22 protein-coding genes and 1 pseudogene are annotated in these 24,481 nt (G+C 48.3%); 13 read left to right on the forward strand and 10 right to left on the reverse strand.

The features are described 5' to 3' along the window. From Q0986_RS17165 to Q0986_RS17175, 3 genes are all read left to right on the forward strand, one after another. On the forward strand, positions 1 to 2,309 hold a 2,309-nt coding region (locus Q0986_RS17165), incomplete at its 5' end, for a right-handed parallel beta-helix repeat-containing protein (protein WP_299413258.1). A 118-nt stretch (positions 2,310 to 2,427) separates the two neighbouring features. Beyond that, positions 2,428 to 3,195, forward strand: coding sequence for an imidazole glycerol phosphate synthase subunit HisF (gene hisF, locus Q0986_RS17170; RefSeq protein WP_299413263.1), 768 nt, complete (start codon positions 2,428 to 2,430; stop codon positions 3,193 to 3,195). Between the two features lie 132 nt (positions 3,196 to 3,327). Next, entirely contained in the window at positions 3,328 to 3,528 is a 201-nt protein-coding gene (locus Q0986_RS17175; RefSeq protein ID WP_299413267.1) for a hypothetical protein, read from the forward strand. Positions 3,529 to 3,686: 158 nt separating this feature from the next. Here the strand turns inward: Q0986_RS17175 and gyrA are convergent, their stop codons facing one another. After that, entirely contained in the window at positions 3,687 to 6,161 is a 2,475-nt protein-coding gene (gene gyrA / locus Q0986_RS17180; protein ID WP_299413269.1) for a DNA topoisomerase (ATP-hydrolyzing) subunit A, read from the reverse strand. Between the two features lie 94 nt (positions 6,162 to 6,255). Here gyrA and Q0986_RS17185 point away from each other — a divergent pair, with 94 nt between their 5' ends. Beyond that, positions 6,256 to 6,636 carry a LapA family protein gene (locus Q0986_RS17185; RefSeq protein ID WP_299413271.1) on the forward strand — a complete coding sequence of 127 codons (381 nt, stop codon included), beginning with the start codon at positions 6,256 to 6,258 and terminating at the stop codon, positions 6,634 to 6,636. 33 nt (positions 6,637 to 6,669) lie between these two features. Here the strand turns inward: Q0986_RS17185 and Q0986_RS17190 are convergent, their stop codons facing one another. Both Q0986_RS17190 and cobU read right to left on the reverse strand, forming a co-directional pair. Further along, on the reverse strand, positions 6,670 to 7,092 hold the full coding sequence (locus Q0986_RS17190) for a hypothetical protein (protein WP_299413273.1): 423 nt from the start codon (positions 7,090 to 7,092) through the stop codon (positions 6,670 to 6,672). A gap of 109 nt (positions 7,093 to 7,201) precedes the next feature. Beyond that, on the reverse strand, positions 7,202 to 7,780 hold the full coding sequence (cobU, locus tag Q0986_RS17195; RefSeq protein ID WP_299413276.1) for a bifunctional adenosylcobinamide kinase/adenosylcobinamide-phosphate guanylyltransferase: 579 nt from the start codon (positions 7,778 to 7,780) through the stop codon (positions 7,202 to 7,204). A 169-nt stretch (positions 7,781 to 7,949) separates the two neighbouring features. On the opposite strand from cobU, the gene Q0986_RS17200 reads away from it, so the two are divergent. Further along, positions 7,950 to 8,864 (forward strand): tetratricopeptide repeat protein, encoded by a 915-nt coding sequence (locus Q0986_RS17200; protein WP_299413278.1) that lies wholly within the window; start codon positions 7,950 to 7,952, stop codon positions 8,862 to 8,864. Between the two features lie 72 nt (positions 8,865 to 8,936). On the opposite strand, the gene Q0986_RS17205 is transcribed toward Q0986_RS17200, so the two are convergent. The 4 genes from Q0986_RS17205 to Q0986_RS17220 form a co-directional block, all read right to left on the reverse strand. After that, on the reverse strand, positions 8,937 to 9,263 hold the full coding sequence (locus Q0986_RS17205; RefSeq protein ID WP_299413280.1) for an iron-sulfur cluster assembly accessory protein: 327 nt from the start codon (positions 9,261 to 9,263) through the stop codon (positions 8,937 to 8,939). Between the two features lie 29 nt (positions 9,264 to 9,292). Beyond that, entirely contained in the window at positions 9,293 to 9,649 is a 357-nt protein-coding gene (locus Q0986_RS17210) for a cupin domain-containing protein (protein ID WP_299413283.1), read from the reverse strand. 410 nt (positions 9,650 to 10,059) lie between these two features. Further along, complete coding sequence (locus tag Q0986_RS17215; protein WP_299413285.1) at positions 10,060 to 11,841, reverse strand: phosphodiester glycosidase family protein; 1,782 nt, start codon at positions 11,839 to 11,841, stop codon at positions 10,060 to 10,062. Positions 11,842 to 11,958: 117 nt separating this feature from the next. Next, the gene (locus Q0986_RS17220; protein WP_299413287.1) at positions 11,959 to 12,264 is read right to left on the reverse strand and encodes a hypothetical protein; all 306 of its coding nucleotides are present in this window, start codon (positions 12,262 to 12,264) and stop codon (positions 11,959 to 11,961) included. Positions 12,265 to 12,688: 424 nt separating this feature from the next. Here Q0986_RS17220 and Q0986_RS17225 point away from each other — a divergent pair, with 424 nt between their 5' ends. The 6 genes from Q0986_RS17225 to Q0986_RS17250 all read left to right on the forward strand — a co-directional run bounded on the left by Q0986_RS17225 (position 12,689) and on the right by Q0986_RS17250 (position 18,660). Further along, positions 12,689 to 13,384, forward strand: coding sequence for a DUF1997 domain-containing protein (locus Q0986_RS17225; protein WP_299413289.1), 696 nt, complete (start codon positions 12,689 to 12,691; stop codon positions 13,382 to 13,384). A 437-nt stretch (positions 13,385 to 13,821) separates the two neighbouring features. Further along, positions 13,822 to 14,940 carry a SpoIID/LytB domain-containing protein gene (locus Q0986_RS17230; RefSeq protein WP_299413291.1) on the forward strand — a complete coding sequence of 373 codons (1,119 nt, stop codon included), beginning with the start codon at positions 13,822 to 13,824 and terminating at the stop codon, positions 14,938 to 14,940. A gap of 103 nt (positions 14,941 to 15,043) precedes the next feature. Continuing rightward, positions 15,044 to 16,129, forward strand: a complete 1,086-nt coding sequence (gene gmd, locus Q0986_RS17235; protein WP_299413293.1) for a GDP-mannose 4,6-dehydratase — start codon at positions 15,044 to 15,046, stop codon at positions 16,127 to 16,129. A gap of 63 nt (positions 16,130 to 16,192) precedes the next feature. Beyond that, on the forward strand, positions 16,193 to 16,852 hold the full coding sequence (locus Q0986_RS17240) for an alpha/beta hydrolase (RefSeq protein ID WP_299413295.1): 660 nt from the start codon (positions 16,193 to 16,195) through the stop codon (positions 16,850 to 16,852). Positions 16,853 to 16,891: 39 nt separating this feature from the next. Further along, positions 16,892 to 17,875 carry an ATP-binding cassette domain-containing protein gene (locus tag Q0986_RS17245; protein WP_299413297.1) on the forward strand — a complete coding sequence of 328 codons (984 nt, stop codon included), beginning with the start codon at positions 16,892 to 16,894 and terminating at the stop codon, positions 17,873 to 17,875. Next, positions 17,872 to 18,660, forward strand: a complete 789-nt coding sequence (locus Q0986_RS17250) for an ABC-2 family transporter protein (RefSeq protein ID WP_299413301.1) — start codon at positions 17,872 to 17,874, stop codon at positions 18,658 to 18,660. The genes Q0986_RS17245 and Q0986_RS17250 overlap by 4 nt, the downstream gene beginning before the upstream one ends. A 4-nt stretch (positions 18,661 to 18,664) precedes the next feature. On the opposite strand, the gene Q0986_RS17255 is transcribed toward Q0986_RS17250, so the two are convergent. Then, positions 18,665 to 19,717: an isocitrate/isopropylmalate family dehydrogenase gene (locus Q0986_RS17255; RefSeq protein WP_299413305.1), complete on the reverse strand. Its 1,053-nt coding sequence runs from the start codon at positions 19,715 to 19,717 to the stop codon at positions 18,665 to 18,667. A gap of 365 nt (positions 19,718 to 20,082) precedes the next feature. Between Q0986_RS17255 and Q0986_RS17260 the strand changes: the two genes are divergently transcribed. After that, complete coding sequence (locus Q0986_RS17260; protein WP_299413308.1) at positions 20,083 to 22,311, forward strand: NADP-dependent isocitrate dehydrogenase; 2,229 nt, start codon at positions 20,083 to 20,085, stop codon at positions 22,309 to 22,311. A 181-nt stretch (positions 22,312 to 22,492) separates the two neighbouring features. Here Q0986_RS17260 and Q0986_RS17265 read toward each other — a convergent pair whose 3' ends face one another. Next, positions 22,493 to 23,053, reverse strand: coding sequence for a Uma2 family endonuclease (locus tag Q0986_RS17265; RefSeq protein ID WP_299413312.1), 561 nt, complete (start codon positions 23,051 to 23,053; stop codon positions 22,493 to 22,495). A 175-nt stretch (positions 23,054 to 23,228) separates the two neighbouring features. On the opposite strand from Q0986_RS17265, the gene Q0986_RS17270 reads away from it, so the two are divergent. Continuing rightward, on the forward strand, positions 23,229 to 23,759 hold the full coding sequence (locus Q0986_RS17270; RefSeq protein WP_299413316.1) for an ATP-binding protein: 531 nt from the start codon (positions 23,229 to 23,231) through the stop codon (positions 23,757 to 23,759). Positions 23,760 to 23,784: 25 nt separating this feature from the next. On the opposite strand, the pseudogene Q0986_RS17275 reads toward Q0986_RS17270, so the two are convergent. Beyond that, positions 23,785 to 24,481: pseudogene (locus Q0986_RS17275) on the reverse strand (hypothetical protein); the annotation flags it as partial.

The following is a 24,481-nucleotide window of genomic DNA, read 5'->3' on the forward strand; positions in this document are numbered from 1 at the left end:
GCAATACTTTTGGGATTCGGTCACGCTTGCAGATGCAGCCCACTCGCAATATCAGTGCGGGGGTGGGACTACAGCATGATGATTTCTTTGGTACCCAAGCCTCAGGGAATCTAACCTTTACCTTTCCAGGGAATCGCCCCAAAGGACCGATTCCCTCAGAAAAGACCGTTCTAGCCCGAATGGGCTCCTCGGTTAATCGCAACAACAATGTAATTGTCGATACTCCTACCACCACCGAAATTCTAGACACAGAGAACCGCACCGTGGCTGCGATCAATCCAGCCACAGGACAACCCTGGTTCTTTAACCATGTCAATTTAGGATTGGGCAATAGCGATGGTTCTTTTGAATCACCTTTTGCCACAGTAGCAGAAGCCTTGGCGGCGACCCGAGGGGATGGCAATGATATTGTCTATGTGGCTCAAGGCACCAATCCAGGTATTCCTGCCTTTACGGTTCCTGATAATGTCCAAATGCGTTCTCAAGGACCAACTCAACGGATTGCAATCTCGCCGATTAACTCACAATTATCTACCCCCAGTACGCTGGATTTAAGCACTGTCCAACTGCCTGCTTCGGGGAATGGTCAGTTGCCGACGGTGACGGGGACGGTAACCATGAGGAACAATACCTTGCTGTCGGGGTTTGCGATTAATCCCAATGGGGCCAATGGCGTGGAGGCTGAGGGGGTTGAAAATGTGGTCATTGATCAGAACCAGATTACCAATGCAGATAATGGTATTCGCTTGCAGGATGTTACCGGGAATCTGGAAGTGACGAATAATGTGGTGACCCAGACAGCGGATGATGGCATTGACCTGGGACTGGAGAATACCAGCTTAAACAGTGTGCTGATTTCAGGAAACACAGTCAGCAACGTGGGAGATGATGGGATTGATATTGATGTTTACGACAACAGTCAACTCAATTCGGTGACCATCTCGGGCAATACAGTCAGTGAGGTGGATGAGGATGGAATTGTTCTCGATATTTTTGACAATGGCCAGGCCAACTCAGTGACCATCTCGAACAATACAGTCAGTGAGGTAGATGAGGATGGAATTAATGTCGATGTTGAAGACAATAGCCAAGCTGACTCAGTAACCATCTCGGGCAATACAGTTAGTGAGGTGGGTGAGGATGGAATTGATGTTGATGTTGAAGACAATAGCCAAGTTGGCTCAGTAACTATCTCGGACAATACAGTCAGCGATGTTGCGAGCGAGGCTGAAGTAGAAGCTTTCTTAAGTGGCATTAATCTCACTGTCAGCGATAATAGCCAGGTCAACACCGCTACACTTTCGAGAAACAGGTTGACAACGGATGAGGACTTTACCCGTGGCATCGATGTTTTTGTGGAGATAGAAAGTACGATTGCCGCTGCCACAGTTGCCGATAACCAAGTCATAACCTCTGGACGCAGTGCTGATGGCATTGCTATTGAGCCCATCTTTAACAGCACCATCACAACAGCCAACATCACAGGGAATACAGTCACGACCGCTGAACGCAATGCTGATGGCATTTTTATACAGCCTGTCTTAAATAGCTCAATTACGACAGCCAACATCACGGGGAATACAATCACAACCTCCGAACGCAATGCTAATGGTATTGTTATCGAGCCCATCTTTAACGGCACAGTCACGACAGCCAACATCACGGGGAATACAGTCACAACTGCTGAACGCAATGCTGATGGCATTGTTATACAGCCCTACTATAACGGCACCATCACGACAGCCAACATCACGGGTAATACAGTCACGACTGCTGAACGCAATGCTGATGGCATTGTTATACAGCCCTACTATAGTGGCACCATAACGACAGCCAACATAACGGGGAATACAATCACAACGTCTGGCATCAATGCTGATGGCATTTTAGTTAGAGCAAATCAAGGCAGCACCATCACGACAGCCAACATAACGGGGAATACAGTCACAACGTCTGGCGACAATGCCGATGGCATTTTAGTTAGAACAAATCAAAACAGCACTATTTCTACAGCCAACATTCTTAATAACTCCATTCCTCAAGCAGGTCGGGATAGTGTACGTGTTCGTAACATTGATGGTAATCCTATTTGTGCTGTCATTTCTGGCAACCGCAGTGATAACCCCGACTTTGCAATGGCAGGAGGTACAGACATCGATTTAAGGTCCAGTCGTCGTAGTGTTTTTCAATTGGTGAATTTAGACACTGTTAGTGCTGACAATAACAATGCAACCTTAAGGTTTAATAACAACTTAGTTCCCCCTGGTGCTCCTCCTGCAAACTTTGCGAATGTGGCTAGTTGCCCCTAAGAGAAGCCATCATTGTATCCTCTGAAAGTGGCCGCTTCTATTTCTTGTAGATCTGGAAAACGAGTTGCAGGACAATAGATCCGAGTCGCAGACTTCTAAGTCAGTAGGGATATGCACCATGTTAGCTAAACGAATTTTGCCCTGTTTAGATGTGAAAGCAGGGCGAGTGGTCAAAGGGGTGAATTTCGTCAACCTCAAAGATGCAGGAGATCCCGTTGAGCTGGCCCAGATTTATAACGAGGCAGGGGCCGATGAATTGGTGTTTTTGGATATTACCGCCACCCATGAAGATCGCAACATTATCTTTGATGTGGTGTATCGCACTGCGGAGGCCGTTTTTATCCCCCTAACGGTGGGAGGAGGGATCCAATCCTTAGAAACGATTAAAAAATTGTTACGGGCAGGGGCCGATAAGGTCAGTATCAATTCCTCCGCCGTCAAGAACCCTGACTTTGTGGATCAGGCCAGCGAACGCTTTGGTCGACAATGTATTGTCGTTGCCATTGATGCCCGTCGCCGCAAGCCTGGAGAGCCCGGCTGGGATGTCTTTATTCGCGGGGGCCGAGACAATACCGGAATAGATGCCATTGCTTGGGCGAAGGAAATGGCAGACCGAGGAGCTGGGGAACTTCTGGTCACGAGTATGGATGGAGATGGCACCCAGGCAGGATACGACTTGGAGTTAACCCGCACTATTGCTGAACAAGTCGAAATTCCAGTGATTGCGTCGGGGGGCGCAGGCACCTGTGATCATATCCGTGAAGCCCTGACAGAGGGTAAAGCAGAAGCAGCATTGCTGGCCTCGTTGCTGCATTATGGCCAATTATCCATTGCTGAAATTAAGGCGCATTTACAAGAGAACCAAGTTCCCGTCCGTCAAGTTTAATCCTTAAATCAACCTAAAATATCATTAATTTGTGGTGGATTAGTCTTTAATTTTATTAAAATAAGTAAAGTTATGATTATTCTGCTTGTCGGTGCTATAGGACTTGTGATCTGGTCCCTGCAATTGGTTAAGATGGCTCACCAATCTCGTGAAGCCTCTCTCATTTTTGCTGGGGTACTGGTTGCTGTGTCTGCCGTTGGCTTAGTAGCAGTTTACTTATTAATGGACGGCTGTATGGGTTATCTGACTGGAGAAGCAACATTATCAGCTGAATCGATGACTGCCCCCATGATGGTGATCACCCATCTTATTCCTGGCCTCCTGCCTATCTAAGCTTTTTTATCAGAACCGTTTCCGATTCTCAATCTAGGGCAACGCTTTCAGAACAACAGCACCCTTTCCCCCTATCCCAGGCAACATTCGGTGGAGCTGCTGAAAACCACACTTCCCTCTAGCCAAAAGGGACCAAGCAGCCATATTTGATTAAAATCTTAAGTCTCCTCTGATGCTACATCAGGATTAGGAATAGCGATTGCACATTCTAAAAGTTCTCCCCGTTTAGTTTTTAGTAATTGGGTGCCAGGGCCATCCTGCCCCCACATCGGCAATGTTTCAATATTCATCCGAGCAGCGCGATCTTGGTTACTGAGGACAATCACATCCTGGTTGGTGCTTGCAGGTAACAACGCGATCAGCCCATCCGACTTGATCATAAACTGCATTGCTTGGGTGCCTAAATCTCCCACCTTTCCTAATCGCAATAAATCAATAGGGAGCCGTTTGCAATAACCTTTACTGGATATCAGCAGCAAGTCCTCATCGTCTCGAACTGCTGCCAATCCGACAATGGATTCCTGCTTTCTTAAGCGAAACACTTGATTGCCCTGAGCGGTGCGGCCCATTTCAGGAATTTCGGTGATGGGAATATTTAATAGGCGTCCTGAAGACGTTGCGATCGCAACATTCGTCTCCTGTTCAGCTTTAACCACCCAGCCCAGCTGATCGCCTGATTTAATCTTGGCGGCCCCCAGGCCCCGACTGGTCATCTCTGCAAACTCACTCATGGGTAAGCGCTTAATTTTGCCTTGTTGAGACAGAAGAATTAGCTGGCTGGTTTCGGTAATCTCAGTACTGAGGAACCGAGCGACAACCTGATCACCCCGTCCTGAATCTGGTAACAGCGTCACTAACGGTTTGCCCTTGCCTTTGCTCGACGTAAACGGAATAGATTGCAAACCTACCCCATAAGCTTTTCCTCCCCCCGTAAACAGCAGCAAGTCTGTGGATAGTTCTGCTGTTTGACGGAAAATTGTCAAATCGACCGAGATTTCAGTTAGCTCTGCAGGTAAATCAGCCCCTTTTTTACGCTTAGAAGACCGCAAGCAGCGAGCATAGCCCCGCTGATTTAGTTCTACAATGACGGGCTCATCACTCACGGGTGCCGCCAATATCTCCGTCTTCGCTTCAGCTGCATGGATAACGGTCCGTCGCTGATCGCTATATTGCTTTTTCAGCGCCCGCAGATCTTTTTTCAGCGCTTTCAAGAGTTCATGGCGATTTTCCAATAGTCGCTCTAAATCCCCGATTTCCTGAGCCAGATCCTCAAATTCTTGACGAAGATTTTGCTGCTCTAATCCCGTTAGTCGCCGCATGGGCATCGCTAAGATGGCATCGCTCTGGCGCTCACTCAATTGAAACTGAGATTGAAGTTGGACTTTAGCCGTTGTTCCATCTGGGGCATGACGGAGGATGTCGATGAGGTCATCCAAATGGTCGAGGGACTTGATCAAGCCCTCTACTAGATGTTGACGACTTTGAGCTTGCTCTAGCTGATTTTGATACCGACGGGTTAAGGTCTGTTCTCGAAAATCGAGGAATTCTTGCAACACCTCCTTCAAGGACAGTTGCAAAGGTACCCCATTGACCAAGGCCAGCATAATCACCCCAAAGTTGGATTGCAGCGGGGTGAGCCGATAGAGTTGCTCCAGTACGATGGGGGGTTGAGCCTCTCGCTTCAGCTCAATCACAATCCGCATCCCTTCACGATCGCTTTCATCGCGCAGATCGGCAATCCCCTCAATCCGGCCTTGGTTAATTAACGTAGCGATTTTCTCAATACAACCCGCCTTATTCACCTGATAGGGCAATTCCGTCACAATAATTACGGGACGGCGATGTCGCCCTCGTCCTGGTTGGATTTCTTCAATCGAGGTGACGGCCCGGACGGTAATGCTACCCCGACCATTGGTGTAGGCATCAATAATCCCTTGATTACCAACAATCTCCCCTCCAGTTGGAAAATCTGGCCCTGGCACCAAGGCCATCAGTTTCTCTAAGGACAGGTCTGGAGAATCAATCAGCGCCACCAAAGCATCGACAATCTCCCCCAGATTGTGAGGGGGGATATTGGTGGCCATGCCCACTGCAATCCCCGAACAGCCGTTGAGCAGGAGAGTAGGCAGTTGAGCTGGTAAGACCGTGGGCTCTTGCTGGGAGTTATCAAAATTAGCCGCAAAGTCAACGGTGGATTCGCCAATTTCCGCCAAGAGGGACTGGTTGCCAATGGGAGACAAGCGGGTTTCCGTGTATCGCATGGCCGCAGGGGGATCGTTATCCACAGAGCCAAAGTTGCCATGTCCCGCCAGCAATGGATATCGACTCGAAAAGTCTTGAACCAGCCTGACTAAGGCATCATAAACCGCCTGATCGCCGTGAGGATGATATTTACCCAGTACATCCCCCACAACCCTGGCGCATTTACGGTAGGGGCGGTCTGGTGTCAGCCCTAACTCATGCATGGCATAGAGAATTCGTCGATGCACGGGCTTCAAGCCATCTCGGACATCGGGTAACGCTCGCCCGACGATCACGCTCATGGCATATTCCAAGTAGGACTGCTCCATCTCGGTATGCAACGCAGTGGCAATGACTTTACCGGATGAGAGAAGATTGAGTTGCTTGGACATGAGTGAGGTTCCTTCAGATCGGGCGAAATCAATGGGGTACAGGAAGGGGGCAATCCAATGTTGCCCAACCCTCGCACAAAGGCGTCAGGCTACAATGCACTTGTACTATGGAAACCCCATTTTTCTCAACTCTGTCCATAAATCGCAATCTCTTAATCTGACCGGGTTGTCAAACCCCTTGCACACATTACCCCCTTCTGTCCTGACTACTATGCATTTGCTGTTGTCCCTACTGTTTAGTCTAGGTATCGCAATTGCGGCGATTCTGTCCGTTCAGAATGCCACGGCGGTGTCTGTCCACTTCTTAGCCTGGCGCTCGGTGCCTATTCCCGTGGGCATTGTATTGGGCTTTGCCACGGGAGTGGGCGTATTGGGGGGTGCGATCACAGCCCCGCTTTGGTCCAAACAACTGTCCCGCCGGAAGCGCTACCCAAAATTTGAGGAATCTGAGTTTACGGAAGATAATCCTTATTGAGGACCCACGTCACCCAAGGCGTTATACCAGTCTTTAATTTGAAGAAGTATGGGTTAATCGCTGATAAATCGCTCGCAAATGCTGGGTGCTATCAACCGGCTTCCGGGGTTGTGGTAGCTCATAGTTAGGCCAATTGGACAAATCATGACAAGGACATTCAGGCAATGCGATGCCTGCGACGGGCAAACTTATCGGCATTTGGCAGCGCGCACAGTCTGTGATTTCCCATTGGTCTGTCAGTAGCTCTGCGACTGTCGGAGCGACACCCTCCAAACAACAATCTCCTGACTCAGAGCCTTGAATATATTGCCAGAGGGATTCGAATTCAGGACTATAGCGATCGCCTTGAACCACTCGCTGCACTGAGTAAGGCTCCTGCTGGAGACCCACCCGGATCGGTTTGCCGAGCTGTAACCAAGACGCTAGATAATCTTTTACTTGCTGTGGGGAAGCCATATTGCTTAAACACCCTGTGGGTATCACACTGATAGCGCGACTCTAACTTAAATTTTAGGTTAGCTGCAGCAGTGGCTAGGATAGACTAGAGTACCGAAACCTTCTGCTATCATTCAGCTTCAGGGCTATAAGAGGGTGACATAGGGGAAACATAAATCCCTAAAGCTTTAATATTTAGGGCATATCCTGCGGAGACTAAATACACTTGATCCGAGATCGCCCCAATCTGACGCAGCAATTCGCCCATGCGATCGCGAAAAAGTCGCCCCACAGGATACGCTGGTACCACCCCCCAGCCTGTCTCTTCGCCGACCACAATAATTTGGCATTCCGCCTGTGTTAAGGCTGCCAACAGTTTCTGTAAAGTCTCTGACCATAGGACAGCATCCTGTTCTAAAACATTAGTCAGCCAAGTCCCCAACGAATCAATTAATAAGCAAACTGAGCCAGGCTGCCGTTGAATCGTCCCAGCCAAATCAATGGGAGCATGCAACGTTTGCCAATCAGGGGGACGGCGCTGCTGATGGGCTTGGATCCGTGCCTGCCATGCCGCATCTTCAGGATAGTCAATCGCCGTCGCCACATAAATCACCGATAAGTTAGACTGACTTGCCAGATTTTCAGCCCATTCACTCTTACCCGAGCGGGCAGGTCCCGTCACCAAAATTAAGCGCCAATCATCCACCATCTCTATGCCCAGCCACTGATGCCACCCATATGCAAATTCATTTTTTAAACGCTGATTGACAAGAAGAACTCAATAGAGTCCGTCATTCTGCTCCGAAACTTCGTACTTTGAGATAAGCTGCATTACGGGAACTATCCCTGATCATAGCTAGAGAGTTCAACCACTACCCGTGCAAAAAAAGTCTAATCGCTGGTTCATTTGGGTTTTCGTCGTTGTTGCCGTGGTCGCCCTATTTGGGTTTTCCTTCGGATCGATTTTCGACAGCATCCTTAGCTCCCGTCCTTCCCCCTCTCCTACGGTTCCGACGGCAGGCACAACTCCAACACCACCTGCCGTATCAGACACTGAAAAAAAGGACCTACAGGACCTCGAAAACGGCTACTTACAAATTTTAGAGAAAGAGCCCAATAACTCAGACGCCTTGCTGGGCCTAGCGGAAGCCCGAAGCCAAATGCTTAAAATTGGTCTAAAAAAAGAGCAGGACCTGATTGATCCCCTAGAAAAGCTGGTTGAGTTAAATCCAGAACAAACCCAATACAAAGTTCTCCTGGCCCAAACCCTCCAAAAAGCAGGCAAAAGAGAAAGCGCGGCCCAAACCTATCGCAGCATCTTGGCGACTCAACCTGGCGATATGAATGCACTCCAAGGATTTGTCAATCTACTGGTTGAACAACAGCGCCCAGCTGCGGCAGTTGAGTTATTGGAGACCACTCTCAAAAATGCCCCTCAGGCGAATCAAGTTAAACCCAATAGCATCAATGACAGTGCCGTTAAACTGCTTTTAGGGCAAGTCTATACGGGGCAAAAGCAGTTTGATCAAGCCTTAGCCGTTTATGACAAACTGATTGCCAATGACCCCAAGGATTTTCGTCCTGTTTTTGCTAAAGCCATCCTTCTCAAAGAACAAGGAAAAGCGAAAGAAGCCAATATCTTATTTAACTCAGCGGAAAAACTAGCCCCTGGTCAATACAAGGATCAAATAAAAGCTGCGGCCAAAGAAACACCTGCCGAAACACCTCCCAGTCCAACTTCACCATCTAGTCCAAGCCCTCAACCGAGTCCAAGTTCACCCACCCCAGAATAAGCCTAAAAAAAGCCCCCGGTCACAATCTTGTGACCGGGGGCTTTTTAGTATTTAGCCTGTATCTGCCTAGCCCTAACTGGCAATAGCAAAGGAATGGCCACAGCTACAGGTTTCAACTGCATTTGGGTTGTAAAAGCGAAACCCGCCACCCATTAGATCCTCGGTATAGTCTAGGGTTAAACCCGAAAGGTATTTTATACTGGCCCGATCAACCACCACCTGAATATCCTCACAAGCAAACACTTGATCGCCTGCCTGTGGTGTTTCAGTAAATTGCATCTGATAGGCCAATCCTTTACAGCCACTGGTATCGACAACAATGCGGAGCTGACCATTCGGCAAATGCTTCTTTTGAAGGCGCTTTAATTCACCAATGGCAGTAGGGCTGAGTTGAATCATATTGAGCGGTGTATTGCAATGGCTAAGGACTATCGCGCGTAATCATCATCGAAACGCACAATATCATCTTCGCCCAAATACTCGCCGTTTTGAACTTCAATTAACACCAAGGGCACCATTCCAGGATTTTCAAGCCGATGTTGGGTAAATCGAGGAACGTAGGTGGACTCATTGGCACTGAGCATCAAATCTTCTTCACCTCGCACCACCTTGGCAATGCCAGCAATGACAATCCAGTGCTCACTGCGATGATGATGCATTTGCAGACTCAGGCGATGCCCAGGCTTAACCTCAATACGCTTAATTTTGTATCCTTGGCCTTCTTCCAAAATGGTAAAAGATCCCCAAGGACGCAGTTCAGTTGCAGCAACTCCTTGAATAGACATTGGGGCTGCTAATAAGTCTGTTGATTGAGTTTGGACCACAGTTCTTATGTACCTCAATTGATTTTTCTGTCGATATTAGTAGGCAGTTGCCAGTACATGAGCCCTCCTAGCCGCACTCTTAAGACCAGCAATAGCCTAAAAACTAGGGTATTTGAATGTACTAGGTCGCCTTCCCATAGATAACTATGATTTAAGCAATCTGAAAATCATCTTTAGGTGATCTCGGTCACTAGCAGAGGAAATTTAACTACTCAAATAACCGCATGCCTAAGACGAGCACGTTATAGATGTAACGAAACCATCTACTCCAAGAGCCTTCACAGAATGTTGAAATAGCCTTCGTAGAAGTAGAAAAACTTGACAAAATTCCACCTTTGAACAATCTAACGCATCAAATAGGGTTCAGCAAATTACCTAGCATTAGGCTGCCAAAAAACGCCAATCCCATTTTGGACACGGGCCGCTGTCACAGGATGGCGATCGAGAAGTTGCCCCCCCAAGTAAAGACTGGTTGAACTTCCTCCATCTAGATTTAGGGCATTCACTGAGCCTAATCGCTGCATAATTACAGCCCATTCCTTTAGTGTTGGACCTGGCCCGCCAACCCGATTGTGTACGGCGGCTAATAGGATTGTCCCATCTGCCGTCTGACCAATCCCACTTCGAGGTGCAGCTTGTGTATCAAAGGGAGGACGGAACTGTTCAGTTTTGGCATTGAGCACCACTTGCCCATTACTGACCAAGAGAGGGCCAGCACCGATAATATTAGGAAAGGCTTCAAACGTAGAGGGAGACGTTGAAGTTTGGATTTTGAGTTGGGTCCCCGTGGCCAATGCCCCACCCACGTTAAAAGATCTTAAGACCAGCAGATAGCCATTTTTGGGAATCGCAAAGGATTTAGCACTGGAACTGGTTTTCTCAGAGACTACGCGATCACCAATCACGGTAACGATCTTTTCGGTTTTTAAGATCGGTGTATAGGCTGGCCCCCAAGTGGGTGTGTAACGAGCGATGCCCTTTTGGGGATAACCACTATCCAGAGAGACAATCGACAACCGCTGACCGCTGGATGTACTGAGCGTCTGTTGCAAATTTAGACGTCCCATTTGCAGCTGGCCTTGCTCATTCCAAGCCACTACACCCCGATTTAAAATGGGGCTAGAGATCCATTGGCCATTCTGACGAATGGCTCCCAAAGGCGTTTTATTTTTCCGATTAAAGAAACCTGCATTGATGGCAGCTGCAACCTGTGTTCCTTTGGCCATTGATAGTAAAGGATGAATGCCCAACAAAGCCGTTCGATTTCCCCAGATGGGTTGAAGCTTCAGCCCTGGCATGTCTGGGTTTAGGGCCAACCAGGTCACAGGGTATTGTCGATTGCCGAGTGCAATCACCCGCTCTTGCCGAAGAATTCCAGGTGCCCAACGAATGCTACGTTGTTCAGGCGCACCGGCCTGGATATCGATCACTAATCGATTCGGATTGGTTAACATCCATACCCGAGGGCGCATCGTTCCGGCAATGACGCCACTTAACAAGGTCCTGCCCTGTTTTCGAGTAATCTTTAAGGACTTTAAGGCAGACTTCGCCGGAAATTTCCAGGATTTAGCTAAACTCGAAGCAGCAGTGGCATCTATGGCCAACACAAATTCGCGATCTGTCTTGCCTGTTCGGCTGTTGGTTAACCGCTCCATTTGCCAGGGGGTTGGTTTATCTAAGTCAACCACTAAGCGATGCCCCCATTGCTGTCGTCCTGACCTCACCTGACCGATCTGGGAGGAAGGGGCTTGAATCTTAAGCACATTGCCCTGAGGCTGAACTTGCCAGTTCACGGTTCGTGCAAATGCCGAAATATCCAGATACCGATGGGTACCATTTTCGCTAAAGCGGGTCGCTAAAGAAATCGGTTTGGGTGTAAACCACTGCACGGGCTGCTGTCGAAAATCATTTGTGCTAGATAAACGAGCGCCAAATCGTTGATTGAGGCCGCTATCACTGATCCCAGTAGACAGCTGTCCCGATTGATTGGGGTTCTGCCATTGGGTCCAAGCCACAGAATAGGTGCGGCCATTGAGCTGGATTTGACTACCCTGGTTGACGCTGGCGCTGGCAACCTGGACGATGGGTTGATTAATGGCAGCTTGAGCCCAGGCAGGGGTAGCAACGACTACACCAGGGCCAAGCAAAAACATAGAGGGAAAGTAAACCAAGGTTCAGTAGAGAGAATAATAAAGGTCAATTCGCGAGGCAAAGGATTCCCAAGCCAAAACTTAGGAGGCTTTTTTGTTTCGGCATCCCTGAAGTAGGACTTAAGGGGTTGTTTCAGGGGGCTGGTTGGTGGCTGGAGTAGACGGGCTATCTAGCTGCTGCTGTTGCTTTTTGCGGAATGCATCGACAGCAGAGTCAAAGTCAGCGGATTGATCTTCAGCAAACTCGCTATTGGAGCGACCATTCACCTGCTGCAAACGATTAAGCAAATTGAGCAAAGAACCCGGACCGCCTCGATTCGTAAACACCTGATTCGGATCATTCGGATCTTCAAGTTTTAGATCTTGTAGTGGATCAGACGTTTGGGAAGATTGAGCGGTGACCGGTGAAGATCCTAGACAAGCCAAAAGACCTATTATCATTGCAGTAGAGAGGTTGAGACTCATCAAGCGTATATTCATAATTTCCCTTAGCTCAATAACAAATTAAACGGTGAGTAATGAACGCAGGCTATATAGATATTACCCATATCTACACCGATTCAAAATCTGAGGTCATACAAATTACGATGAAACCAGTTTTATTGCCGCTGAACCAAATCCCTGAAAGGTGATCAACCTCACTGATTGAATCTGGAGTCATACTCTTTAATTGTGACTAGATTAAATCTATACACACTAGGATTAAGACCCCTTTTTAGGCTGAAAGTTTCTTACTCTGAAACTCGCCCAACATCCATACAAAATAATTTTTCGATGATTGTCGAAATTCATGTGGACCTGGTCGATCCTAAGGATAAGGGTTTTTGAAGACGGAGTCGTAAGAAGGTAGATGCAAGCATCCAATATCCAGCAAGGTATCGAAACGCCACTTGTTCCATGTACTGAGATGGGATGTCAGAGTCAACCGGAATCGGCCTCAAGGTTTGTGCAATTTGTCTCAGTGGCTAATCCTGAACTAGAAAAAAGGTTTGCTCAAGCGCTTCGCTTTAGTAATCAGTTTACTGGGCGAATGGAGCTGCACGGGGATAGAGCCACCGTAATGGATTATTTGGATACTCATCAGGGTTGGTTTTGTCGATGTGCCCATCCCATGCAGGTGGAGCCCGTTGAGGATAATGGTTATATCCTCTCCTTGGGACGTTATGGGTCCTTTGGATTTGAAGTAGAACCCCAAATTGGCTTACAGTTGTTGCCTCAGGAAGAGGGAGTCTATCGGATTACCACGATTCCTGTGCAGAACGAATTTGATCACTGCTATCAGGTTGACTTTCAAGCTGCACTTGAGCTGGTCGATACCTCTGATGCTGACGCTACGGCTTCTTTAGAAACTAAAACTTCGGTTGAATGGAATCTAGAGCTAGAAGTTGCGATTGTGTTTCCCCAATTTATTCTTCGACTTCCCCGCAAGGTTATTCAAGCAGCAGGAGATAAAGTACTCAAGCAAATTGTCCGCCAAATTTCCCACCGCTTAACTCAAAAGGTACAGGATGATTTTCATTCAACCCGGAACATTTCTGCCTCATAAAGGCTGGAGATGGATTGTTTAAGAATACACACTTTGACGGTGTGGCAGAGGGGCATGGCGTTGATTACTGTGCTCAGCAGTACCAACGACGAACACTAGAACGGCTTGATTCCAAGCTTATGAGTCCCCATTGCCGGTCGGCATTTATTGTTTGTCAGTCAATTTCAAATAGCGCTTGCAACTTTCTCTGCCTACAGGAGTCGTCAATAAAGATGATTTCCTCTATATTCCAGGATATTTTGGCTTTACCTGTTCGTCAGGCTGTCATAAAATCATGCAGATTAAGGACAAATTTTTATGTAACACTGTGTTGATTGCCAAGATAGTGAAACGATTATCAGTCGATATTTACTGTTGCAACTGCTTATTCTTCAGCTCATTGTTCGCCTATGTTTTCGGCAATATTTTGTCATCTTTCTCTCGCTCAGGTATTCCGCATGGGGTGCCTATCACTGTTTGTCTCGTTATCAGCCATTAGCCCTGCGATCGCATTAGAGCTACGGGTGGCTCTGTTAACAGGGCAAGATAAATTGGTCGTGGGCAGCTCTACACCTGCCAAGGTTGTCAATGGCCAAGGCACGTCTGTGGGCACTTTACCAGCCTTAGAGGGCTTCTTTGCTCAATCCACGCCGGGTGCCGTCACCTACTTTGGTCAAAGAGCCTGGCAACTTTCCGTTGAACCCTCTGCTGGTGGATTTGTTTATATCAAAGACCGTTGGTACCGAGGTCAAGTTCGATTAGTCACCACGGCCCAGGGGATTGCTGTGATTAACGAAATTGACTTGGAAGATTATTTAGCTGGCGTGATTGGCAAAGAAATGCCGAGAACGTGGCCACAGGAAGCCTTGAAAGCCCAAGCCGTTGCGGCCCGCTCCTTCGCGTTGTATCGGCGCAGTAAACAGAAAAATCCTCTGTATGACCTCGTCAATACGACGAAGGACCAAGTTTATGGTGGCATTGAGGGTGAGGCTGAAAGTACGCGGTCTGCCGTCAGAACCACTGCTGGACAGATCCTGGCCTATCAAGGTCAAGTGATTGAAGCCTTATTTCATGCTAACTCTGGTGGCCACACTGAAAATTCAGAACAGGTCTTCAGTGGTGTGATTCCCTACTTAAGAGGTGTGCCAGACTTTGACCAAACGGCACCTAACTTTCAGTGGTCCATTGATTTTTCTCAAGCACAACTGAAAGAACAACTCCCTGGTTTGGGTAATATTTTGACAATGACCCCACAGGAGACGACGGCTCATGGTCGGGTGAAGATGATCAAACTAGTGGGAGACCAAGGAACAAAAATTATGAAGGGGCGAGAGTTTCGCCAAAAATTAAAGCTAAAAAGTACTTTATTTCAGGTTGCCCCTCACTCCGATCTCATGGCTAGTCAATCCCCATCGGTGCCGGGTAAGCCTACTGGATTTACGATCCAAGGCCGAGGTCATGGTCACGGCTTAGGCATGAGTCAATGGGGGGCTTTGGCACTGGCCCAGCAAGGCAAAACCTACCAGCAGATTTTGCAGCATTATTATCAAAATACAACCCTCCAAAAGCCCCAATGATGAAGTGGTCTAGGGGGTTGATATTAGAGTGACTGCAGCTCAAAAGCACTGCAGCTCTAGGTGTTGGCAGTTCGTTTAAGAAACATAATATAGGATAAATTTCATGGCAAAAGTTGCTCTGATCACAGGCATTACGGGTCAAGATGGAGCCTATCTGGCAGAGATGCTGTTGGAAAAAGGCTATCAAGTTCATGGGATTAAAAGACGGGCTTCGCTATTCAATACCGATCGCATTGATCATCTCTATCAAGATCCCCATGAACCCAATCGGCGGTTTTTCCTGCATTATGGCGACTTAACCGATTCGACGAATCTCATCCGGATCGTACAGCAGGTGCAACCCGATGAAATTTACAATTTGGCGGCTCAAAGCCATGTGGCCGTTTCCTTTGACACCCCCGAATATACCGCAAACGCCGATGGACTGGGAACATTACGCCTCTTAGAGGCCATTCGTATCTTAGGGTTGGAGAAAAAAACTAAGTTTTATCAGGCCTCAACCTCAGAATTGTATGGCTTAGTGCAAGAGATCCCCCAAACGGAGAAAACCCCTTTTTACCCTCGCTCTCCTTATGCAGTCGCTAAACTCTATGCCTATTGGATCACAGTCAATTACCGTGAGGCCTACGGCATGTATGCCTGCAATGGCATTTTGTTTAACCATGAATCTCCCTTACGGGGTGAAACCTTTGTAACGCGGAAGATCACCCGGGCGATCTCCCGCATTCACCTGGGCAAACAAAACTGTCTGTACTTGGGCAATATGGACTCTTTGCGGGATTGGGGACATGCTCGCGATTATGTGGAAATGCAGTGGCTGATGCTTCAGCAAGACCAAGCCGAAGATTTTGTAATTGCCACGGGCCAACAATACAGCGTGCGCCATTTTGTCACCGTTGCCTGTCAAGAAGTCGGCATTCAAATTCGATGGGAAGGGGAAGGGCTACATGAAAAAGGTTTTGATCAAGACGGGAATTGTATTGTTGCTGTTGATCCTCGCTACTATCGCCCCACAGAAGTGGATACGCTTCTAGGAAGTCCTGAGAAAGCCAAAGAAAAACTACAATGGGTGCCAAAAGTAAGTTTTGAAGAACTCGTCGCTGAAATGATGAAAGAAGATTTAGATTCTGCCAAACGGGATAAACTCATTGAGGATGCTGGCTATACTGTACCGCTCGTTCATGAGTAAGGTGGGTCAATCCCCTTTCGGCGCTATTGTTTCTGATTTAGCCCAAGTCGCTAGCTTCCGTTGATGAGAGTTCTACTGATTCACGGTTTGGGGCGTTCGCCCCTGTCCGTTTTTGGACTTTCTCAGTTTCTGCAGCGATCAGGGTATCGGACTGAGCTATTTGGATATTCGTCCTTAGTGGAGTCCTATGCCCAGATTATTGGTCGCTTGCAGGAGCAGTTGGTCGAGCTAGAAGCGGATCGTTATGGTATCGTGGCCCATTCCTTAGGTGCGGTATTGGTGCGGTCCGCTTTCGCGACCATGGCAGATCTAACGCCTGCCCCCGTCATTCTGTTGGGGCCGCCTAACCAATCCCCACGCATTGCTCAACTTTCTCAGCGGTTGAGTCCCTGGTCGCCCTTTACTGGGGAATGCCTCCAGAATTTAGCCAGCCCTAGCTTTTATCAGCAACTCTCTCCCTTAAAGATTCCCCATACGATTATCGCGGGAACGGCGGGCTCCAGGGGACCCTGGAGTTTCTTTGGCAATGAGGTGAATGATGGTGTTCTCACCTTAAGGGAGATGCAGGCGTGTGAGTGCGATGGTCAAAGACCGACCAGAGGTTATCGCACCCTGATGCTGCCCGTTAAACATACGCAAATGCTCAACCATCCCCTTGTCCAGCAAAGTATTTTGCAAATTCTGGCCGATGCCCCTGAACAAGGATTGCCCTCCAATCTTTAACAGCAAGCCACCGATGCGGTTGTTGTCTACAGTAGGGGTATGACCATTATTACTTGCGACCATCTCGATAAGGTGTATCCCGTTGCCGTCAAGGAACCTGGACTCAAAGGCACCTTATCTCACTTCTTTCAACGTCAACACCGTCTCGTCAAAGCCGTGCAAGGGGTTAGCTTTCAGATTGACCCCGCCGAAGTGGTTGGCTTTTTAGGCCCCAATGGTGCGGGTAAAACCACAACCTTAAAAATGCTCACGGGCCTGATTCACCCTTCAGGGGGGCAAGTGCAGGTGGCAGGCCATATTCCCTTTCGGCGCCACGCCAAATTCCTGACAAAAATCACGCTGGTTATGGGACAAAAACAGCAGTTGTTGTGGGACTTACCGGCGCTGGATTCGCTAAAAATTAATGCTGCCGTATATCAGATCAGCCGTCGTGAATTTGAGTATCGCGTGGATGAGTTATCAGACATGTTGGCCTTAAGAGGCAAGCTGACCCAGCCCGTCCGCAAACTGTCCTTGGGTGAGCGGATGAAGGCAGAGCTGTTAGCAGCACTACTGCATCATCCTCAAGTCCTCTTTTTGGATGAGCCCACCCTAGGGCTGGATGTCAATGCTCAGGTGAGTGTACGTGAGTTTTTGAAGGAATATAACCAGCGTTACAATGCCACCATTCTATTGACGAGTCACTATATGGCAGATATTACGGCACTGTGCGATCGCGTGCTGCTGATTCACCAAGGCCAACTGATTTACGACGGTGCTCTAAACCAGCTGATGAGCCGATTTGCCCCCTACCGAGAAGTTAAATTAGAACTGGTGCAGCCACCCGACCCAGCAGATCTACAGAAATATGGCGAAGTCGAGGCAGTGACTGGGCGGGAAGTTCGCTTACTCGTTCGCCGAGCAGACCTCACTCCCACCGTTTCCAAAATCCTGGCGAATCTGCAAGTCCTCGATTTAACCATTACCGACCCTCCGATTGAAGAAATTATTGGCCGAGTCTTTCAATCTGGCAAAGTCACATGACCGCTCTCTTTCGTAAAATCAAAGCCTTTCTGGTGGTCTATTACGCCTATATGTTGGAGTATCGAGCCGAACTCCTCCTTTGGGTCTTGGCCAATTCTTTACCCCTAATCATGATGGGAGTTTGGTCTCAAGCCGCCACAGGGGGACAATTCTCACTGACGGCGCTAGATTTTGCTCGTTACTTTATTGCTGTCTTTGTTGTCCGCCAATTCACCATCGTCTGGGTTATTTGGGATTTTGAACGAGAAGTGGTGGAAGGCAAGCTGTCGCCACGGCTGCTGCAACCCATCGATCCAGTTTGGCATCATGTGGCGGGTCACGCCTCGGAACGATTGGCTCGGCTCCCCTTTTCTACTGGCTTGGTAATTCTATTCTTTATTCTCTATCCCCAAGCTTTTTGGTGGCCTAATTTGATGGGCTTAATCGGGGGGATTTTAGCCATTGTTTTAGCCTTTACCTTGCGATTTATTATCCAATACACCTTTGCCCTATTTGCCTTTTGGGTTGAACGGGCCACTGCCATTGAACAGCTATGGTTTTTGTTCTATCTGTTCCTATCGGGAATGATTGCTCCCCTAGATTTATTCCCAGACGCCGTGCGGAACGTGGTCGAGTGGACTCCCTTCCCTTATCTCATCTATTTCCCGGTCAGTCTTTTGGTGGGAATTCCTACCCCCGTCGCCAAAGGGTTTGCTATTATGCTGGCTTGGTGTGGTCTGGGGCTTCTGATTAACCGCTGGCTCTGGCGACGAGGCATTAAACATTATTCAGGCATGGGGGCTTAACTCGCTAGACCATGGCTTCGGCGATGGCTTGGGCCATGGCTTGGGGGCCAACCGGTTCCGTTCCCATAGACGCTAAATCAGCTGTAACGTGGGTTTGGGCTGCGATCACGGCTTCTACGGCCTTTTGCAACTTCTGGGCGGCTTTCTGTTCTCCTAAATGTTGCAACATTAGCCCTCCTGATAAAATTAACGCTGTCGGATCGCCAGCACAGGGGGGAGCAGCGGATTCAAACACGGCATACTCATCGCCAATAAAGGCATTGGGTGCAACCCCCAATCCTCCTGATATCCCCGCACAAAGACTGAATAGTAGATCGCCGTAAGAATTCGGCATCACTAGCACATCGAAGTGGTTAGGCGTCTGCATTAACTGCAGACAGGCGGTCTCTAATCTTCGATCCTCAAATTTGATATCGGGAAATTCCTTCGCTACCTCACAGGCAATGTCCAGAAACAAGCGATCCGTTGCGGTCCTCTGATGGGCCTGATGGATAGCCGTAACCTGCCGACGGCCATTCGCTTGGGCATAGTTAAATGCAAATTCGATAATCTGGCCACATCCTTTGACCGAAATGGTCCTTATCCCCACCGCTGAGTCCTCACGGATATGCTGACCTGATAGCTTGGATAGGACAGACCGCGCATCTGCAGCTTCGATGGTCGTTCGTTCAAATTCAATCCCTGCATAAAAATCCTCGGTATTTTCCTGCACAATGACCAAGTCCATGTCAGAAAAACGGCTTTGAATACCAGCTATAGATTTTGCCGAACGCAAATGGGCGTAAAGATTAAGCTGTTGGCAGAGTTCCACCTGGGCCGCCAGACCATCTTGACCCAGGGGGAGGGCAATGGGGCCTTTGAGAACCGTTTTAGTTTTTTGAATCGACTCTAAAACAGCGTCAGGGAAAGGCGTTCCATATCGGTCTATGACCGCTGTTCCCACATCTACGATCTGCCAGTTAAAGTCTACGCCTGTGGCCTCAAGGACGATTTGGGTGGCATTGGTCACCTCTGCCTCTACCCCACTATCGCGGATTAAAGTGACAGGATATCCCATTGTCTTGTTCTCCCCCACTAGAACACGTTGTGCGCAGTTTAATCGTATCGGAGCGATTAGACCTGAAGCTTACCCTCAAGAGAGGACGATTGCATTCCTCTTCCACAATCAGCCTACGCCATTTGTATTGCAGGCAACAAGCATAATCAATTCCTCCGTCAATCTAGGGCATCAGCATCACGGTCCAAATATAATGCGCAAAGTTTGCAGTCCAGCATTTGAGGTCGGGGTAGATCTGGCGTCTATCGCCAAACGGGGCATAGGACAAATTGGAGGTAAAGACACCTGGTATACTCCATCAGGATAAGCCTGTTCAGGGCTGGCGACCCCACTCGCCCCAGGATTGCAATTACGTAGGAAGAGATATGACCCCTCCCCGCTCGAAAATCATCTACACCTTGACGGATGAAGCGCCAGCGTTGGCAACGTATTCTTTCCTACCGATCATCAAAGCTTTCACAGGTGCTGCAGGTATTGCGATTGAAACCAGCGATATTTCCCTGGCAGGGCGCATTATTGCTAATTTTACTGATTATTTAACCGAAGAACAGCGACAACCTGATGCGCTTGCCCAGTTGGGGCAGCTGGCAAAAACTCCTGATGCCACGATTATCAAGCTCCCAAATATTAGCGCTTCTATTCCCCAGCTCACCGCAGCAATTCAAGAGCTGCAAGGGCAAGGATACAAGGTTCCTGACTACCCTGCTAACTCGCAAACAGATGCTGAGGCAACCCTTAAAGCCCGATATGCCAACGTGCTGGGGAGTGCGGTCAATCCTGTCTTGCGAGAAGGCAATTCGGATCGACGCGTCGCCGCAGCCGTTAAACAATACGCCCAAAAACACCCGCATTCAGTAGGAGAATGGACTGCCGATTCTAAATCCCATGTGGCCCATATGGAGGATGGGGATTTTTATGCCAGTGAGCGATCGCAGGTCGTTACCACAGCAAGCAACCTCAAAATTGAGTTAGTGGCAGAGGATGGTTCCAAAAGCATCCTCAAGGAAAATATCCCCGTCCTAGCAGGAGAAGTGATCGATGCTGCCGTTATGCAGGTGAAGGCATTGCGTGCCTTCTACAAGCAAGCGATCGATGCTGCTCAAGCAGAAGGGCTGCTCCTGTCTCTCCATATCAAAGCAACGATGATGAAGGTGTCCGATCCCATTCTGTTTGGGCATGCGGTTACCGTGTATTTCAAAGCCGTGTTTGAGAAATATGCCAACACCTTTGCAGAGCTGAGTGTGAACCCCAACAATGGTCTCGGGGATGTTTACGCCAAAATCCAGCAATTGCCGGATGATCAACGGACGGCAATTGAAGCCGATCTACAAGCCACTTACCAGCATCGTCCCCACCTGGCAATGGTCAACACGGATCAAGGGATTACCAATCTCCATGTTCCCAGTGATGTGATTATTGATGCGTCTATGGCGGCGGCCATTCGCACCTCTGGCCAAATGTGGGGACCAGACGGCACCCTCCATGACACCAAAGCTATGATTCCAGATCGGTGCTACGCCACGATGTACCAGGCCATGATCAACTTTTGCCAGGAATACGGGGCTTTTGATGTGACCACAATGGGAAACGTCTCCAATGTCGGGTTGATGGCCCAAAAAGCGGAGGAATACGGTTCCCACGATAAAACCTTTGAAATCCCCACCACCGGAACAGTACGGGTAGTCGATTCCACTGGACAAGTTCTCCTAGAACATCAGGTAGAAGCAGGGGATATTTGGCGCATGTGCCAAACCAAAGATTTGCCGATCCAAGACTGGGTTAAACTAGCGGTTAATCGGGCTACAGCGACGGGGGCACCTACTGTATTTTGGCTGGATGCCAATCGTGCCCATGATGCCAACCTGATTGCCAAGGTCAAGCATTATTTATCCCTCCACGACACAACGGGGCTAGATCTCAAAATTCTGTCCCCTGTGGACGCTATGCGCTTCACCTGTGAACAGATCAAAGCCGGTCAAGATGTTATCTCGGTCACGGGCAATGTCTTACGAGATTACCTAACCGATTTATTCCCCATTTTAGAGTTGGGAACAAGTGCCAAGATGCTCTCCATTGTGCCGTTGTTGGCAGGAGGCGGTTTGTTTGAAACTGGGGCGGGTGGGTCTGCCCCCAAGCATGTGCAGCAGTTTCTCAGAGAAGGTCATCTCCGTTGGGATTCCTTGGGCGAATTTCTAGCCTTGGCCGTTACCCTAGAGGATTTAGGTCGCAAGACTAATAATGAGAAGGCTCTGATTCTGGCTGAAGCTTTGAACAAGGCCAACAGTCAATACTTAGAACAGGGCAAATCTCCATCCCGTCATGTTAATGAATTAGACAATCGCGGCAGTCATTTTTATTTGGCCCTGTATTGGGCACAAGCCCTAGCGGCACAAGATAAAAATGCTGAACTCAAAGCCCACTTTGCAACGCTTACCCAATACCTCAGTGACAATGAAGCCAAAATTATGGCTGAACTCAATGCAACTCAGAGTCACCCTGTAGAGATGGATGGCTATTATCATCCTGATAGGGAGAAAGCCAGCAGAGCTATGCGTCCTAGCACCACATTCAATTCGGCGCTGGCATTGGTATAAATGGGACATCAGGGCTGTAATTTAAGGATGTTGGGCCTTAGCGTAGGTCTATATTGATGGCATTAGTCTTGGCTAATTTATGCCCTGAGGAGTTTTCAGCATCATTGGGACTCGACTTTGTTGCATTGCGATCCGTTTTGCTGTTCTGAAAAGTTTCAATCCCTGAGAGGGAAATTTGGCTCTATCCGAAGACCTGACTAACCTGTATAGGAACATCAGGAAATGCTTGAAAGTTAAACTTTTCTCCCAGATTAAAGACTTGCCATTGTTGATAACTGTTAGCTGTGGGCTGGCGATAGCACTCAATCTGGGTATTGTTTAGGTTAACCAGCCAAACCTCAGCAATCTGCTCCCGAGCATATATAGGAACCTTCACGTCCCGATCAAACTCAATGGTGCTATCGGACACCTCTACCAGGGCAAAAATATCAGCAGGCGTGGGATGTTCTGCATTATAAAAATCTTCTCTCCGTTGCAGAATAGAGATATCTGGCTGTGGTTCAGAGTTATCACTCAGGAGAATAGGACTTTGCACTCGAATCAATGCTTTTCGGAATAGCTTTAAGACCAATAGCTCATTAAGTCGATCTACACAGGCGGCATGGTGCCTGCCAACGGGCGACATTTCAATAATTTCTCCCTGAATGAGTTCCACATGGTCCCGGTCAGTCAAAATGCCAGACTCAATCATCTGGTGATACTGTCCCACCGTGAATTTCTTTCGCAGAATTTGGACGGTCATTTTTAGCAATATTCCTAAACCGGAAATTTTAACTGTGAACTACATGGGCCAACGTTTAGAGAGAATTAAGTCCAGTATAGTGCTTACCTCTTGATGGGTAGGGACAAGCCCAGCTAGAAACACTAGCTCTGGAATAGACTATTGGTGGCCCGATTAGGTCAAAGCTAAATTTCCTATGGCTGAACGACTCTGTCATTTTCTGATTGGCCCTCCGGGTGCTGGAAAATCTACCTTTGCCCAGATATTAACCCAGCTTCATCCCCATAGTGTCTGGATTTGCCCGGATCACATTCGCAAACAACTTTATGGTGATGCATCCATTCAAGGCACTTGGGCAGAGATCGAAGCCATTATCCACCAACAGTTCGACCAGGCCATCCAGGCTCAGCATCCCGTGATTTATGACGCCACCAATGCCAAAGCCCAGTGGCGACTTGATTTCTTACAGCGCTATCGCCCTCCCGGTATCCAATGGCTAGGCTGGCAGCTCACCACCTCTGTCCAAACCTGCATCCACCGCAACCAATTTAGATCGCACCAAGTTCCCCCAGACGTGATTCTTACCTATGCCCAGTACCTCAATGCCCAGCCTCCCTCAATCGCCGAAGGATTTCTCCAGGTTTTGGCCGTTCCCTTCGATCGCCAGGACCAAGTCAATATCAACAAAACGCAGCAGCTTATCACGGCTGCACAGCAACTGCGATAAACATAGCTCCAGCTAGCAATAAGTTCTATAGTCTTCCCTCTGGCCCATTGAGATTCTTGGGGCTGGTTTGAATTGATGGATAGTTGATTGGCTGATCATCTGGGTCATAGCCAAGATCTCCCACAAAGCAGAATGAAAGCATCAGAGAAAAGGTTCTGCGATCTAAGGTCAGGATAGGGGCTGTGGCTTGGGTAGTAGAGTCGGCTACCATATGTTCAATGTCAGTGGAGAAGCGAGCCCATTCTCTTCTGGTATGAGAATCATGAGTATTGTTGGAAGCACTTTTGGGGCTGAGCTTTTGCAGGACTTCTGATAGAGGCAACTGGATAGAAGGATTTTCTGGTATCTTTCCATTGTTGGAGGCAAAGGTTTTTTGCTCCAAGAGCATATCGATTTCGTCAAAGAGACTGCGCATAAAGTCGGGGTATCTGCCTGATAAGGCGAGGAATGACATCACGACTCGTTTCTTTTGATTAGAGGGGAGAGGGTGATTTTTCTCTTTGTGCCTAGTTTTCCAAATAATTTGCAGAATTTTATAGATATTGATTAGCCTTTTCCCAGTACGAGGAGTGATATCCACATATTTACAGCAATCGACTAAAAGCTTAAGTTCTTCTTCATCGAATGCATCGACGGTTGCAATCGTTGAGATGTAGGTGACTTCTTCTGGAGTCGGAGATTTGTCTGATAGTGCTTCATTACGCTTGGTAGGGGGAGGATTG

Origin of the sequence: Acaryochloris sp. IP29b_bin.148 (genome assembly GCF_028285565.1) — a bacterium.
Lineage (GTDB): Bacteria > Cyanobacteriota > Cyanobacteriia > Thermosynechococcales > Thermosynechococcaceae > Acaryochloris.

Excerpts from the sequence above, each read along its gene's own strand:
- Q0986_RS17250 (WP_299413301.1), top strand. The coding sequence starts at position 17,872 with ATGACCGCTCTCTTTCGTAAAATCAAAGCCTTTCTGGTGGTCTATTAC.
- Q0986_RS17175 (WP_299413267.1), top strand. The coding sequence starts at position 3,328 with ATGGCTCACCAATCTCGTGAAGCCTCTCTCATTTTTGCTGGGGTACTG.
- gmd (WP_299413293.1), top strand. The coding sequence starts at position 15,044 with ATGGCAAAAGTTGCTCTGATCACAGGCATTACGGGTCAAGATGGAGCC.
- Q0986_RS17230 (WP_299413291.1), top strand. The coding sequence starts at position 13,822 with ATGGGGTGCCTATCACTGTTTGTCTCGTTATCAGCCATTAGCCCTGCG.
- Q0986_RS17215 (WP_299413285.1), bottom strand. The coding sequence starts at position 11,841 with ATGTTTTTGCTTGGCCCTGGTGTAGTCGTTGCTACCCCTGCCTGGGCT.
- Q0986_RS17270 (WP_299413316.1), top strand. The coding sequence starts at position 23,229 with ATGGCTGAACGACTCTGTCATTTTCTGATTGGCCCTCCGGGTGCTGGA.
- Q0986_RS17245 (WP_299413297.1), top strand. The coding sequence starts at position 16,892 with ATGACCATTATTACTTGCGACCATCTCGATAAGGTGTATCCCGTTGCC.
- Q0986_RS17265 (WP_299413312.1), bottom strand. The coding sequence starts at position 23,053 with ATGACCGTCCAAATTCTGCGAAAGAAATTCACGGTGGGACAGTATCAC.
- Q0986_RS17210 (WP_299413283.1), bottom strand. The coding sequence starts at position 9,649 with ATGTCTATTCAAGGAGTTGCTGCAACTGAACTGCGTCCTTGGGGATCT.
- Q0986_RS17185 (WP_299413271.1), top strand. The coding sequence starts at position 6,256 with ATGCACTTGTACTATGGAAACCCCATTTTTCTCAACTCTGTCCATAAA.
- hisF (WP_299413263.1), top strand. The coding sequence starts at position 2,428 with ATGTTAGCTAAACGAATTTTGCCCTGTTTAGATGTGAAAGCAGGGCGA.
- Q0986_RS17225 (WP_299413289.1), top strand. The coding sequence starts at position 12,689 with ATGCAAGCATCCAATATCCAGCAAGGTATCGAAACGCCACTTGTTCCA.
- cobU (WP_299413276.1), bottom strand. The coding sequence starts at position 7,780 with ATGGTGGATGATTGGCGCTTAATTTTGGTGACGGGACCTGCCCGCTCG.
- Q0986_RS17255 (WP_299413305.1), bottom strand. The coding sequence starts at position 19,717 with ATGGGATATCCTGTCACTTTAATCCGCGATAGTGGGGTAGAGGCAGAG.
- Q0986_RS17205 (WP_299413280.1), bottom strand. The coding sequence starts at position 9,263 with ATGATTCAACTCAGCCCTACTGCCATTGGTGAATTAAAGCGCCTTCAA.
- gyrA (WP_299413269.1), bottom strand. The coding sequence starts at position 6,161 with ATGTCCAAGCAACTCAATCTTCTCTCATCCGGTAAAGTCATTGCCACT.
- Q0986_RS17240 (WP_299413295.1), top strand. The coding sequence starts at position 16,193 with ATGAGAGTTCTACTGATTCACGGTTTGGGGCGTTCGCCCCTGTCCGTT.
- Q0986_RS17260 (WP_299413308.1), top strand. The coding sequence starts at position 20,083 with ATGACCCCTCCCCGCTCGAAAATCATCTACACCTTGACGGATGAAGCG.
- Q0986_RS17190 (WP_299413273.1), bottom strand. The coding sequence starts at position 7,092 with ATGGCTTCCCCACAGCAAGTAAAAGATTATCTAGCGTCTTGGTTACAG.